At 40.4% G+C, this 14,723-nt stretch carries 11 protein-coding genes and 1 pseudogene; 9 read left to right on the top strand and 3 right to left on the bottom strand.

All coding sequences use genetic code 11. From position 1 onward, the window contains the following. Positions 1 to 101 precede the first annotated feature (101 nt). Positions 102 to 1,085: pseudogene (gene istA / locus FILTAD_RS04875) on the bottom strand (IS21 family transposase); the annotation flags it as partial. A gap of 789 nt (positions 1,086 to 1,874) precedes the next feature. Between istA and FILTAD_RS04870 the strand changes: the two are divergent. After that, positions 1,875 to 2,696, top strand: coding sequence for a conserved phage C-terminal domain-containing protein (locus FILTAD_RS04870; RefSeq protein WP_160117563.1), 822 nt, complete (start codon positions 1,875 to 1,877; stop codon positions 2,694 to 2,696). 545 nt (positions 2,697 to 3,241) lie between these two features. On the opposite strand, the gene FILTAD_RS04865 is transcribed toward FILTAD_RS04870, so the two are convergent. Beyond that, positions 3,242 to 3,706, bottom strand: a complete 465-nt coding sequence (locus tag FILTAD_RS04865; protein ID WP_124069390.1) for a hypothetical protein — start codon at positions 3,704 to 3,706, stop codon at positions 3,242 to 3,244. A gap of 231 nt (positions 3,707 to 3,937) precedes the next feature. Between FILTAD_RS04865 and FILTAD_RS04860 the strand changes: the two genes are divergently transcribed. From FILTAD_RS04860 to FILTAD_RS04825, 8 genes are all read left to right on the top strand, one after another. Then, positions 3,938 to 5,062 (top strand): plasmid pRiA4b ORF-3 family protein, encoded by a 1,125-nt coding sequence (locus tag FILTAD_RS04860; RefSeq protein ID WP_124069389.1) that lies wholly within the window; start codon positions 3,938 to 3,940, stop codon positions 5,060 to 5,062. Positions 5,063 to 5,420: 358 nt separating this feature from the next. Further along, positions 5,421 to 6,206, top strand: coding sequence for a nucleotidyltransferase domain-containing protein (locus FILTAD_RS04855; protein WP_124069388.1), 786 nt, complete (start codon positions 5,421 to 5,423; stop codon positions 6,204 to 6,206). A 162-nt stretch (positions 6,207 to 6,368) separates the two neighbouring features. Continuing rightward, on the top strand, positions 6,369 to 6,992 hold the full coding sequence (locus FILTAD_RS04850; RefSeq protein ID WP_124069387.1) for an FMN-binding negative transcriptional regulator: 624 nt from the start codon (positions 6,369 to 6,371) through the stop codon (positions 6,990 to 6,992). Between the two features lie 221 nt (positions 6,993 to 7,213). Next, positions 7,214 to 7,831: an NUDIX hydrolase gene (locus tag FILTAD_RS04845; RefSeq protein WP_124069386.1), complete on the top strand. Its 618-nt coding sequence runs from the start codon at positions 7,214 to 7,216 to the stop codon at positions 7,829 to 7,831. Positions 7,832 to 7,963: 132 nt separating this feature from the next. Next, complete coding sequence (locus FILTAD_RS04840; protein WP_124069385.1) at positions 7,964 to 8,242, top strand: hypothetical protein; 279 nt, start codon at positions 7,964 to 7,966, stop codon at positions 8,240 to 8,242. 225 nt (positions 8,243 to 8,467) lie between these two features. Beyond that, entirely contained in the window at positions 8,468 to 9,301 is an 834-nt protein-coding gene (locus FILTAD_RS04835) for a gluconate 2-dehydrogenase subunit 3 family protein (RefSeq protein ID WP_238988148.1), read from the top strand. Positions 9,302 to 9,315: 14 nt separating this feature from the next. Continuing rightward, positions 9,316 to 11,061: a GMC family oxidoreductase gene (locus FILTAD_RS04830; RefSeq protein ID WP_124069384.1), complete on the top strand. Its 1,746-nt coding sequence runs from the start codon at positions 9,316 to 9,318 to the stop codon at positions 11,059 to 11,061. A 380-nt stretch (positions 11,062 to 11,441) separates the two neighbouring features. Beyond that, a complete protein-coding gene (locus FILTAD_RS04825) occupies positions 11,442 to 12,629 on the top strand; it encodes a DUF4317 domain-containing protein (protein ID WP_124069383.1) in 1,188 nt (395 codons plus the stop codon). Positions 12,630 to 12,785: 156 nt separating this feature from the next. Here FILTAD_RS04825 and FILTAD_RS04820 read toward each other — a convergent pair whose 3' ends face one another. Beyond that, entirely contained in the window at positions 12,786 to 14,642 is a 1,857-nt protein-coding gene (locus FILTAD_RS04820; protein WP_238988147.1) for a serine hydrolase domain-containing protein, read from the bottom strand. Positions 14,643 to 14,723 lie beyond the last annotated feature (81 nt).

Raw genomic sequence — 14,723 nt, 5'->3', positions numbered from 1 at the left:
TTTGGAAAAATAAAGGAATGAAAACGCATTCATAAGTAGCTATACCAGCAAAGAAATATGCCCCTTTGAAATACCTCCCACAAAAACTTGACTCAATCTGCAAAGCGAATCGTATTGTCCTTGCCTACATTTCTTGTTATAATACCTGCATGTGTACTTTCATTTGAAAGTAGTGAAGAGACTAGTTCTAAGTGTTGCTTTTCGACGAGAAACACTTCGACTGGGCTCTTTTTTGTTGTGTTATGTACATTTTTATTTCCTGTACGTTCCAACCACTGGAGCGCACGTTCATTCCAGTCCTCAATATCCTTAAACACACGACTATCTGCGAAATTCCCCTTTATATATTTCACCACGTTTTCAATCATTCCTTTTGATTCCGGATCGGCTTTTCGACATAAATGAACACGGAACTTTTGATCTTTTACATACGCTTGGAATTCTGCTGTTAACACGATATCCCCAGCGTTTTCGCTGACTGATAGTAAATGATCTTGGTCATACACAATTTCTTCCGTACGACCTCCAAAAAAGCGAAAGGCATTTTCATGACAACGAATGGCATCCTTCGTTGTAAAAGGTCGGTCTTGCCACTCCATGTACTTATACCGCGAATGTGCCAAAACAAAGGCAATAAAATATAATTTCACTTCTTTTTTCCTCGTCGTTTTCTGCCTTGTTTCTCCCCAATCCACCTGTATCTGTTTGCCCATCGGCTGTTCAGGAACGGCCTCATATTGCCTAACAATCGCCTTTTTCTCAATTTGATAAATCTCACGAATCTCTTTTACATAGGTTCGAACTGTGCTTTCCCCGATTACTAAATCAGGATAGCGCTCGATTAACCAATCTTGAATTTGTGCTGCACTTAAATGTGGGTATTCTTCTAGCCATGCGACAATCCAATCCTTGTAGGGATCCAATTTCTTAGGTTTCTTCAAAGGATTCCCCAAATATTCTTGTGCTTCCTCGAATGACATATTCAAATACTTATAAACAGTTCCACGCGTTACCTTCAAATGTTTTGCAATCTGTGCAATCTTCATTTTACGTTTGTATAGTTGCTGAATCTCTACGTATAACACTAACTTTTCCTCCAAGTCCTTACCTCCAGTAAACTAATAAATATAGTTTACTAGATGGCGTGATTTTTGGCGAAAGTGTTCACGGCATTCAAGCGAAAACTGTCTCTTTTAGTATAACGGTTACAATTGTGGCCATGCTGGTTAAAAAGCCACTCTCCCCCCTCCCAGTTGGCATGCCGTCTTAGTGTATTGGTACACAGGATGGCGTTGCATGGTAAATTTCTTGGCGTTCAATGGTAAAAAAGATGTCACAAGTGGTAAGACCGCATGGCTGTAATCACTCATTTAATATAATAGGTAACAATCAACTATTCATGAAGTGTATACGTTGAACCTTTCCCCATTTTTTTATGATCCCCGACCAATCTCAAATATCATGTACGAAATTTCGACCATTCCAGCTAATAAGTGTCCGCAGTCATAAAGTTTGTCATATCTATAGCCACCCGTACTGTCATAGCCTGTGATGTTCAGCCACCCGCATTGCGGATGACTTTTATTTGTGTCCGTGCAGCGCAAAAAAACAAAAAACAATTCAAGAATATCACATAAAAAATCATGCGCTTACCCAACTGCCAACTCATAAATATGTACTTGTATTGTCCGAACTTTGCCTTGCACATTCACCAAAAATAAATACCACCACCTTGTCTACTTTTACGAATGTATTGTCTATATAACAAGTGAAAGCATCTTTCGTCTGTGCACAAGGCGTCATGTGATCTTTAAAAAACATGTTTGACACTACTTATCGAGTGGACAGGAATTTCATACAGAGGGGGAATCATGATGAATTTATTAATCGAAGAGTCACCGCTTCAGGTGCTTCCATCGCTTGTGAAGCAAGTGGGATTGAACGAGGCGATTGTACTCCAACAACTTCATTTTATATCGCTCATCTCGACGAACGTGCGGGATGGGCATAAGTGGGTTTACAAGACAGTTGACGAGTGGAAAAACGAGGAATTTCCGTTTTGGTCTGTTGATACGATCAAAAGAGCGATTCGCAGACTGGAAGATAGCGGTTATATTATTTCGACAGCTTCGTTTAATCGGACGAAAATGGACAAGACAAAATGTTACCGGATTAACTATGAAATGCTGCACTGTTCGGTGATGCAAGATGCGCCATCGACGACGGCACAATCAGCTCAAGAGGAAGTGCAAGATGCACCATCGACTACAGCGAAATTAGCCCAAGAGGAAGTGCAAATTGCCCCCTCTACTGAAGGCAAAATGCCCCTAGCAATAACCAAAGAGGTTAAGAGTATTAAGAAAGATATTGTCGAGAACGATCTCGACGTTGTGTCTGTCATTGAATATTTGAATGACAAGGCGAGTACGCAATTCAAAGCGTCTTCGAAAGCAACAGCGCGATTGGTGAAAGGACGTTTACGTGAAGGGTACAAATTAACGGATTTTAAGAAAGTTATCGATACGAAAGCTAGGAACTGGCTGGGTGATCCACATTGGCAGAAGTATTTACGCCCTTCCACGTTATTCAATGCGACGAATTTTGAAAATTATTTGGAAGAATCGAGGGTCAGTGACTTGCCGGCAAGCAGTCCGCCAAAGCCACTTGAATTAGACTTTAGCGAGGGAGAGACGTAAAGGATAGAGATTTATGAGCAGATTGAAAAAGTCGTGTTAGGGTCGATGTTGGCGAAACCGTGCATGATTTTTTCAAGCGCAAAGCGTTTTATGCCTCTAAGACTCATCCCCTACTCCTGTAATTCCAATATCTTTCGATAGTGAAACATAAAAAAATACCTCCATGCAAGTAATGTCCCACCTGTGTAAGTGTGCACAACATTACTTATACAGAGGTAAGGAGTGGTAAGTCCTTGGCGTTTAATGGTACATTTCTTGGCACTCAGTGGTAAAAAAGATGTCACTGGTGGTACATTTCATTGGCTGTAATCAAATTTAAAAAAGACCATTAGCTTACTGGAAGGTTATATTGGGAAAGTTACGTAGAATTGAATTATTATTTAAAAAGCAAATGGGAACTTGCCGTTAATATTGGTGCTGTTGACCCGATGCTGTTAGAACTATCGGAAGTCTTTAGTGTTTGGTACCTGTCACTCATCCAATCATGAAAGTTGAATTTTTCATGTTTGTTCAAACTAATATGTTAGCATTAGTGGCAGGCATTATTATTTTATTTTCTTATAATCATCATAAGGGTCATAGTCTTCACGGTGATACTCAATACATTCATTCAATAGTATTTCTCCACAATTGTTAACGATAATGTGTTGCTTAAACTCCCAGTCTAATATTATGCCCTCGGCTTCAATAGCTAAGTTGTTTCGCTTAGCTATGGTTGACAATTTCTCTGCCGGTAGAAAACCAACTTGATCCCAAGAAACACTAACTTCATAAATACCAGGTGTATCCGTTTTTTTTATATCATGGTTTTGCTCAAAGCCAATAAATGCCCAAACCGCATCCAGTAAAAGCAAATCCCATGGAATGAAATCTTCCGGAAAAACAATTTTATTTTCTTCAACCTTTGTAGGTACATGCTTTCCTTCATATATAAACCTTTTTGTAATGAGATTTGAAATGTTATCAATGTTTCCAGTGAATATCGCGTATCCATCCCACCAACTTACCATCATTATCCCCCCTGGAAACAATATTGCTTTCTATAATTTAAACATAACGGGCCAGTTTGCTTATAACAATCCTTTCGTCGTAAAGTTCATAGGATGGCCAAATATAGTGAGTATAATTAAGTATATACGAGGTTCTAGCTGATGAAACGGAATCGAATTTGTTTTATAACCTGCTACTCGACAATAAAACAACATCAATCCAATCCCAAAAAACCAAAGGAGCCTTAAATCATGCATATCCGCTGTACAAAAAAACTCTTAGACGAACTCAAAGTCAAACCCGGATTAGTCGAAGAAGTAGATCCGCTTTTCTCCTGGCATGCGAATAACATCGTTGTAAACCGTAAGAAAGTGGTTGTGTTAACAAATGACCGTAATCGTTACGCCGTTGTGCTCTACGGTCTGAAAGCAACTGACTTTAAAAAGTTCAACAAGATTGCCATGCAAGGAGTCCGCGAAACGTTCCAGAAGGAAGGGATATCGGACAAGGTGATTGACCGGTATTTACTGCATACTGGTGAAGTTTCCATTACGAAGACAAAGGATCGGACTTCTGTAGCAAGGATGAATAAGGCTTGTGATAATGCTTACTTTTTTGATGAGCTTTGGGATAAGGATTCTATTTTTCAGCCGACCATGGGAGTCCGAATTAGCTCTTTGTTAGTTGGAGATGGAAAAGGCAGTTATCTTTACCCGAATGAAGAGATGTATAAGGATCTTAGTCTATTTGCGGGCCAATCCATTTTTGAAGCGAATGCAGCAACTTTGAAAGTTACACTTAGGCTTGAAAATCGTCAAGTATGGCGACGACTCGTGGTCCCTGTAAACAAAACGTTTGACCAATTGCACCAGATTATACAGACGGCTTTTGGGTGGCAAGATTGCCATCTTCATGACTTTCATGTTTATGGAAATGAGTTCAATTCAGAAAGTAATTTAACTGAAGGCCATCCTGAAAAAATTCAAAAACCAATCATTAAACTTGTTTGTGATCCTGAAGCTTTTTCTTATCCTGGTGAAGTGGACATGAAGCTTGAAAAAGGCGTGATGCTATCGGAATATATCCCTGCATGCGAGATGCTTACCTATAACTATGATTTCGGCGATGACTGGAAACATGATATCGAAGTGGAAAGTTATATAGAGAACTATGAGTCCAACTACTCTGTTTGCTTGGACGGAGAGGGGAATACACCGCCAGAAGATGTTGGTGGCGAGCATGGATATGAGGAGTTTCTCAAAGTCCTTGCTGATCCCAACCACCCTGAACATGAGCATCTGACTAATTGGGGACGGATGCAGCAGTATCAGGACTTTGCTATTGATGGTGTAAATAGGAGTTTAAAGGGGCTATAAGGGGACTTTAAATTCCGTGTACTTGTTCATGATAGTACTCAGATACGGCTTTGGAGATTGTTTGGCGTGGTCTTTTTTATTCAATAAGTGGTGCCAGCTGCTGTCACAATGCAGTTGCTTAGTCTGTTTACCCGGCGGGTGTGTTTGGTAGGGACTTTGCTAATCAGTGTGCCAAAGGTTTAAATTTATAGGTTAAATAGATGACTTTAGCGTAGGTGCCTTACAGGGGTAGCCTCCCGCCATAAGACTGATAGCGCAAGCGTTCAGGCTTATGGCGGGAGGCATCCCCAAGCGCCGAAGCGTATTTAAAGAATATCCTCCCTTTAATAAACTTTAAAACTTTGAAAGTGGTGTATATATGAATGAAACAATTCAAAATAAATTAATTGAAATTGAAGAGAAGTTCCAAGTAAAGGTTCTGTATGCGGTCGAATCCGGTAGCCGTGCTTGGGGCTTTCCTTCAAAAGACAGTGATTATGATGTTCGATTTATTTATATTCATCAACTACAGTGGTATCTTTCGATTGATCCACAAGGAATTGGTCCTAAAAGGGATGTAATTGAAGTGCCAATCAATGATTTATTGGATATAAGCGGTTGGGAAATAACGAAGGCATTGCGGCTTTTTAGAAAAAGTAATCCACCCCTTTTGGAATGGATGAGAAGCAATATAATTTATTTTCAGCAGTACTCATTTATCGATAAGTTGCGATTGCTGGAATCAGACGTTTTTTATCCAAATGCTAGTTTGTACCACTATTTAAATATGGCGAAAAATAATTATCGTGAGTATCTGCAAGGAACAGAAGTAAAAATAAAAAAGTATTTCTATGTACTTCGACCTGTATTGGCTTGTAAGTGGATTGAGGAATATCAAACAGTTCCACCAATCAGTTTTCATGAATTAGTGCAAACTATGGTTCCGGAAGGCGAATTAAAAAATGAAATTGAACATCTTTTAAAACGTAAGATAACGGGGGACGAATTAGATATTGAACCACGAATCGAAGTAATTAATGATTTCTTAGAAAACGAAATCATACGTCTTGAGGCGTATATTAAAACTCTCTCGATAGAAGCGGAAGATCCTACAAATGATCTGGATAATTTATTCAGAAACACTTTGAAAGAGGTTTGGGGATGAAAGAAAGTGTTTGGCGCACTGTCACTCATGCAAACATGAAAGTTGGAATTACATGTTAGTTTGAGTGGCATGCGCCATTATTTGATTAATTGGGTGATGAAGAACAAATGGACATTATAATGACAAAAACACTCATATAACTTTTTTGAAGGGTGGAATACTATGTATATCCCAAAATACTTTAAAGTCACAAGCGTTGATGAAATCCGAGATTTTGTTCAAAATAACTCTTTCGGCACGATTGTCACCACAGAACAAGGGAAACCAATTGCCACTCATTTACCTTTTGGGTTAGATGAAAAAGATGATGGATACTATATTACCGGGCACATGGCTTATGGAAATCCTCAGTGGAGAACATTTGAAACAGGTGAAGATGTATTGGTAATGTTCCAAGGTCCACACGCTTATATCTCTTCCTCCTGGTATGAAAAGGAAAACGTCCCGACGTGGAACTATCAAGCCGTCCATTTATATGGCAAGGCAAGCATTTTAGAGAAAGATGAATTAATAAAGGATTTAACAATAATGCTAGAAAAGTATGAAGGAAATCGTAAAAAACCTGTTTTGTGGGATAAACTTTCTCCACAACTTTTGGAAAGCGAACTGAAAGGGATAGTTGGATTTAAGATTAAGGTGGAAGAAATCCAGGCTGCATATAAATTAAGTCAAAACCGAAATGAAACGGATTTTACTAACATCATCGATAAGTTACAAAATGAAGGAAATGCAAGTTCAGAACAAACTGCAGAACAGATGGTAAAGAAATTAAAAAATCATATATAAGGCATACTTAAAAAACTACATGTATGCACCCATTCGAGTGGATGCAGTTGCTTGGAGAGGAAAGCATCCTCTCGGAACAAAAAGCGCCTGCTTTTTTTGATGTAATAAGTTTTTGTTTGTTTTATATAGTCAAGTAAGTGCGATAAATAGCACTAAAAGATTCAGCAATCTTTTAGTGGTACGATTAATGGAATATAAAATATCGACATAAGGGGGATTTCATGTTTTTAGACAAACTAAAAAACCAACTAAGCAAAAACCAACCCCTGTTTATAGGGGAAGAAACGGCTTTTCGTTCAGCGGTATTAATACCGCTCGTTCAAGTGGATGAAGAATGGCATATCCTTTTCGAAGTACGTTCATTGACCATGAGAAAACAACCAGGTGATAGTAGTTTTCCTGGTGGTCGAATCGACCCCACAGATTCATCCCCGATGGCGGCGGCTTTACGGGAGACACATGAAGAATTAGGCATTGACCCAAATACGGTTACGATTGTAGGGGAATTAAGCCCTTATATTGCCTCCTCATCATTTGTTGTCTACCCATTTGTAGCAACCATTGATTACGATCAAATTATTCAATCCTATAACAAAGAAGAAGTTGAAGAAGTATTTACGATACCCATCAAATGGCTATTGAATTATGAGCCTTATGTGCATTTAGTATCTGTTGAACCAGTGCCTTTGCCGAACTTTCCTTTTGAAAAAATAATGAATGGTACCCAGTATCAATGGAGGGCTCGTTCAACGGAAGAATGGTTTTTTGATTATGAAAAGTATACAATTTGGGGTTTAACAGCTAGGATTTTAAAACACTTTGTAGAGATTATAAAATAAGTCCTGTTTTTAATTTCGTAAGACAAATTTATTGTTAAATAGAAATAGCCTCGACCGCGCATACTTTCAGGATATTTTACGATACTAAGCTCGCTGTAACTTATCTTACGTGCAGGAAGGGAAGAGGTATAAATGGCCAAGGGTTCAGACGCAAGAAGGAGAAGGGACAATCCGAACACTTTTTTAAGCAACTCCGTTGAAAAGGCAGATCGTGCGGTGAAGCAAGCAATGTCACATCCGGAGGAGATAGCTATTGAGCATGCTTTCAATTCGATATTGCGTGCAGAAAAGTCATTTGCAAATGCAGAACAGCATGATGAGGAAAATGATTTAGTTCGGCAAAACAAAGAACAGTTAGCCATGATGAAGCGGCAATTGAGCGATGTCCAAGGGATTGTGGATGAGCAGTAATAGGTGACGGTAACCCTCGCAGGCAAATCCTGTGAGGGTTATTTTTTTTGGTATACAGATTTGCTACTGGAAGTAGTATTGATAAGTATAACGCAGATACATCCCAAATTCTTCTTGCCCACTATTAAACAACTCAATCCCAATTAAAAATGAATACATTTGGATTATACTGGCAAGCATGGTTAGCAAGCAGTAAATATACAGAATCGTTGGGAGGAACACGGAGTGGCAGATAAACCCTCGGATAGAAACGAGAAAAGTGGTATGAGCCGTCGGAAGTTTATAAAGAATTCAGGACTAGTTGCTGGAGGTGTGGTTGGAGGAGGCTTGTTTGGAGGCTTGTTTACCAACCAGTTACAAAAGAAAGAACCAGTAACCCCACATGGAAATACAAATGGAGAATTACAAGATGCACGGGTGTCTATCAATCGTGCCGAAGACTTTGCTATTCTATCGGCCGCAACCGAACGTATTTTTCCAAAAGATGATCTAGGTCCGGGCGCCATTGAACTAGGTGTACCTTACTTTATTGACAAGCAATTAGCCGGTGAGTGGGGAGTGAATGCGAAGGAATATATGAAGGGCCCTTTTATTACAAATATCCAAGCAGCCGGTACTCACAATGATGAACGGGATCAGGATAGCCAAGGACCGAATTCGGCCACCCAAGTGCCTATTCCTACTCCGCGTTACCAATCTATATTAAATCGAAGTGAAATTTTTACGTTGGGACTCCGGAAAATAGATCAAGTTGCTCAAGAGGATTTCGGGGCAAGGTTTGTTGAGTTGAGCCCAGACAAGCAAGATGAAGTGCTGCGTATGTTTGATGAGGATAAAGTCGAAATGAAAGGCGTAGGATCTGCAAACTTCTTCCATTTACTTCAGCAGACTACGATTGAAGGGGCATATGCGGATCCGGTGTATGGCGGGAATAAAGATATGATGGGATGGAAGATGAAAGAGTATCCAGGTCCACGAGCAAGCTATCTGGATAAAATTGAAGAGAAAGAATTCATTAAAATGGAACCGATAAGCTTACGAAATTACCAAGGTCATTAAGGGAGGTAGATAAGATGGTAGTTAAATTAGACAAAGTAGATGTGGTTGTTGTAGGTACAGGTTGGGCAGGTGGTGTTGTATCAGCTGAACTGTCGAAGGCGGGCTATAAAGTGGTAGCGTTGGAACGTGGGAAAAATGTAAATCGGGATGATTACATTGGAGTGAAAGATGAACTGCGTTATACAAATCGCTATGAGATGATGCAGAATCTGGATCCCGAAACAATTACTTCCCGAAATTATTTGGATGAAACCGCATTGCCGGTTAGAACGCGGAAAGAAATGATGGTTGGCACGGACTTGGGTGGCGGTAGTGTCCATTGGGCCGGTGCCACTTACCGTTGGAAGCCGTATGATTTTGAAATTAAAAGCAAAACAATCGAGCGTTACGGGAAGGATAAAATCCCGGAAGGAATGACGATACAGGACTGGGGTATCACATACGACGAGATGGAAAAGTATTATGATCGGTGGGAAAAGACAGCAGGAATTTCAGGAGAGCCCGATCCTATTGGAGACAAGCGGTCAAGTGATTATCCAAACCCGCCGATGAAGGAATCACCGGCCGTTGGTTTGTTTATGGAAACCACCAAAAAAATGGGGTACCATCCATACCGGGTCCCTGCGGGGAATTTATCACAAGCCTATACAAATCCCGATGGGGAAAAGATTAATCAGTGTATGTTTTGTTCATTTTGTACGCAATACGGATGTGACTTTGGAGCTAAATCCGACCCACTTGTGACGGTAATCCCAACGGCTATGAAGACCGGGAATTTTGAAGCGAGAACAGGTGCTTATGTCAAGCGTGTCTTATACAAAAGCGGCAAAGCGACAGGCGTCCTCTATATCGATAAAATGACGGGAGTAGAATACGAGCAACCCGCAACTGTAGTAGTCCTTGCAGCGTTCACATTTACGAACAATCGTTTACTACTGTTATCTGGTATCGGAGAGCCTTATAATCCGAAAACAAAAAAAGGGGTAATCGGAAGAAACTTCAACGGTCAGTTCGGTATTACCTTTCTCGGTGCTAGAGGGTATTTTAAAGACAAGAAATTTAATTATTACATGGGCGCAGGTGCTTTAGGCGGCACCTTAAGTGATTTTGCTGGAGATAATTTCGATCACTCGAAGTTGAATTTCATTAACGGTGGGGGGATTGAACTCCGACAATATGGAGACGGAGCTATCGCGACAAATCATGTCCCAAAAGGCACGCCAAATTGGGGACCAGAATTTAAGAAGAACTCAATTTATTATGCAAATCGTTCACTTGTTGCATGGTATACAATGGCAACCATGTCTTATTGGCATAATTTCACCGATTTAGATCCAACGTATACGGATAGTTACAATGATCCGCTTTTGCGTATAACTTATAAATATACTGATCAAGATCGGGTAATGGCTAAGTTCGGTATAGAAAAGAGCCGAGAAATCATGGAAGAGATGGGTGCGGACATTGTTGATGAGGATGAGATACCACATGAATTTAATCATGTCTATAATGGCGGACATTACGCAGGTGGCGTCATTATGGGGGCAGACCCGGCAACGTCTGCAGTGAATAATTACCTACAAATGTGGGATGTCGATAATCTTTTCGTAGTTGGCGGATCCGCCTTTCCGCAGTTTGCGGGCCATCACCCGACCGCGACAATTGGTGCATTGGGTTATCGTGCATCTGAAGGAATTGAAAAGTATCTAAAAAACGGCGGACAACTAGTAAAAGGAAAACAGGAAAGCGCTAGCGTTTAACTTGTTTTGGCAGAAGTTCGCCGCTTTAAAAAGAGCGGGATAAATGCTGAAATGCAAAGCGTAATTGATTCTAAAAAAGGCTGTTGAATACCATTTCTCGATTTTTAAGGGAAAGGGCTTCAAACAGTCTTTTTGTTGAATAAATAAAAGTAGGTACCTGGTACTAAAACGGTAAATTGTCTGTCATTCATCGGCTGTAATCACCTTGAAAGACATCGAAGATCATTCAAAATTAATTGTTGTTCTATCCTCTTCAAAAACATTGCTATAATAAGGGAGTGTCAAATGCCGTACCCCGGCTTTGACGCTCTATTTACATTTACAACAGGAATTTTGGATTCGATATAACATCTTAAATTAGTCAGGGAGCTGAAATAGAGATGAATAAAAAGGACGTTGCCGCATTTCGCAAACAATTTAAGTTGGATACGGATTTACTGAAGATTATCGACATTTATAAAGTGTACATCAAGCAAGAGAGTAGCGACATCTTTCATGAAGAGAGCCAACCGTTTGCCTTGTTGGATCAGGAGCAACAGGAGTTATTCCTTACCAACTTTAAAAAAGTGTTGGGCGGAAAACTGGATATGAAGCTGTTTGAAGTCAGTTTTGCGCCTCAAGCGGAGGAGCATACGGACCATACACAACGGCTTTTATATGAAGGTCTTCATACGAAAGAAGTAGTGGATTGGAAATCGAATATGCAAAGCATCGCTCAGAAGATGGTACAGGATGTCCAATATGAAAAGGATATCGTTGTGACGTTCATTCGCGGGAATTATTTTAAACCGACGAAAAGGCATTCTGATGAAGAGGAAGTCGCAGATCGGGATGAAGTATACAAGAACCCCTTCATTCTCTGTAGTATGAATCAGACGGAGCTGCCGAAACGGTCACTTGTGTTTGATTTTATCGGGAGAGAATTTAAGTCGAGTGCGATGACCGATCCCATCATTAATCTTGCTTCTCCAATTGGTGGCTTTTTGTTCCCTGTTTTCACGGACAATGCGGCAGACGTCAATCACATCTTGTATGCCGCAGGCAAAACAAATAAGCCGGATATGCGTTTCATCGAGGATGTGTTAGACGGTGAGGAGATCATGACTGCCGAGGATGATAAAGCAGTTTTCGAAGAAATCATAAAAGAAGTGGTTGGTGAAGAGGTGAATACAAAAACCCTTGCCAATGTATATGATGAAATCAACAGCATGTTGGTTGTGGAAGACGAAGGAGAGGGTGAATACCTTCCTACTTTGGATACTATAGAAATGGAACGTGTGTTGAAGGCAAGTGGAGTAAAAGATGTCAGCACGGAAAAAGTGGAGAGAGCGTTTCAAAAAGTACTCGAGGACAAAACATATGAAATGAAAGCAAGCCATGTCGTTCCAAGTTATGCATCCAAGTCCATCAAAATCGAAACAAAGGTAGCGAATATTGCGATCAGCCCGCAAGATTTGAGATATGTAAGGCAGGTCACTGTCGATGGTAAACGTTGCATATTAATCGAGGTAGAGGAAGACACGGTAATTGAAGGGTTTAAGCAGGTTCCCGAAGAGTTGTTGAAGTAAGGTTAGGTACCTGCCGCAAGACCTTTATAATTTATGTGCAAAAAAAGGAGTTATTATCCCGACGGTGAAGGGTAATAACTCCTTTTTACTTCGATATAAAATCAGGTGCCTATGTGTGTGACATTACCGGTATTTGAACCACAGGTATGCGATTTGTCATTTATAAAGCTCCCATCCGACGATCAAGCCTACAAGTAGTAAAGCCGCCACACAAGATAGGATATAGCCGACTTTTTGCATTCTCGTATAAGACGCTTTTTTCCACTGTACGCCAATCATACCTACACAAACTCCGACAAAAACGATATAGCCATAAAAAATCCCGAAGTGAATCATGAGCGATTCATAAGAGACATACGAATATACCCTAAAGGCCATGATAGCGAAATTAAGTAAGGCAACACCACCCGCCAAGTTCAACAAAGCATTCCATTTTTTCATTGGGGTAAAGGAAACTGCCTTTTTACGATTTCTGAAGGCGTTAATAATTATGGTTAGTAGGGATACAATGATAGACAAAATGGCAATAACCGAAGCGATTAAGCTTACCATAATGAACAGATTCATACTTTTGGATACGGGTAGTAAATCGGTGACCATCATGGATGCTTTCTCCACTTCACCGGCATTCATTGTGAAATGAATGAACATGTTGTAGTCGTTTGTAGATTTGTACACATAAGGAGCAATTTGTTTGAAAGTCATACCAAGCATTGAAAATGAGTTTTCATCTATTACTTTTAAATGTCCTGTCATCAGGACTCCCATCAGCTTCGAGAAGCCTTTGTATGCTTGCCTTGCCTGAAAATAGTCCCCTTTAAGTTCATGCGTATCCGGTAGCATCTCTTCGTCTTTTGTCGTGGCATAGTCGCCATATACCAGTACTGGCAAGCCGTAACTTAACCCCGATTCAGCGGTTTGATTGGTCATGATTATAACGCCTAGTTTCTCTTCTTTTGAAAAAGTGAAGTTACTTGAAAAACTATCCGTATTTCCCCCATGCTCCAACACGTCGACACCATACATGCCTTCCCAGAAACCATGTGCATTCCTAGGTATCCCGTTGTCATAAAAGCCACTAGTAGTGAGCATTTTGGTTAACGTGTCGTTGCTTTGAAACAAGGGGCTGCTTTTTCCGTCAGCGGGCATCAACGTCGCGATAAACTTTGCCGCGTCTTCCGCGGTACCGATTGCACTACCGGCTGGATACAAACCAATAAAAACCCGTTCGTTTTTCGAGCGACTGAATTCCCCTTTATTCGCCACCGAATAGCCATGAATTGATTCCCTTTTTTCTGCCACACCTTTATTATCTTTTTGTGAAGGATGGATTGCTGTGTCCTTCATGTCAAGAACAGTAAATATATGTTCATTCACATACTCGTAAAACGGTTGACCAGTGATACTTTCTACAATATAGCCTGCCAGTGCCACGCCGTAATTGGAATAGGCAACAACCTCACCCGGCTTGTTCACCTGACTAGGCTCAGAAATATGCAGCACTTCCAGCAGCGGTTTTACGTCATCGGCCGAGAGGTAGAATAAATCAGTATATTTATCCTCCCATCCAGCATCATGGTGCATGAGGTTTAACATTGTAATGGGTGTATCGTAGTGCAGCTTCGTGAAAAAGTCTTTGGGCAAGTACTTTTGAATATTCTCATCCAAATCTAGTTTGCCTTGCTCGACAAGCTGCATCACGCTGGTCCACACAAGGAGCTTCGTAGCGGAACCCCATTCAAAAACCGAATCCGGTGTAACTTCCACTTGTTTTTCAAGATCCGCATAACCATAGGACGTATTAATAATGAGCTCGCCGTCCTTGACTACAGCGATAGATGCACCAACAGTCGTATTGCCGATATAGTCAGCGGCATAATCATCCACCTGTTGTTTTAGGTCGGAATAAGCAATTCCGGATGGCGTGTTGCCCTGAATTATTGCTGCTAATGCAGTTGATGGAAAATAACAAAGAATCATCATCAATACACTAATTACGAACGCTTTTTTCATACAACTTCCCCCAATACTTGTATTTTCTCTGCATCACTTTGTATATATGACATAACTTCATAGTATACGTTTTAAGTAGTG

Origin of the sequence: Filibacter tadaridae (assembly GCF_900609045.1) — a bacterium.
Lineage (GTDB): Bacteria > Bacillota > Bacilli > Bacillales_A > Planococcaceae > Sporosarcina > Sporosarcina tadaridae.
This window is presented reverse-complemented; position numbering and strand designations above follow the sequence as displayed.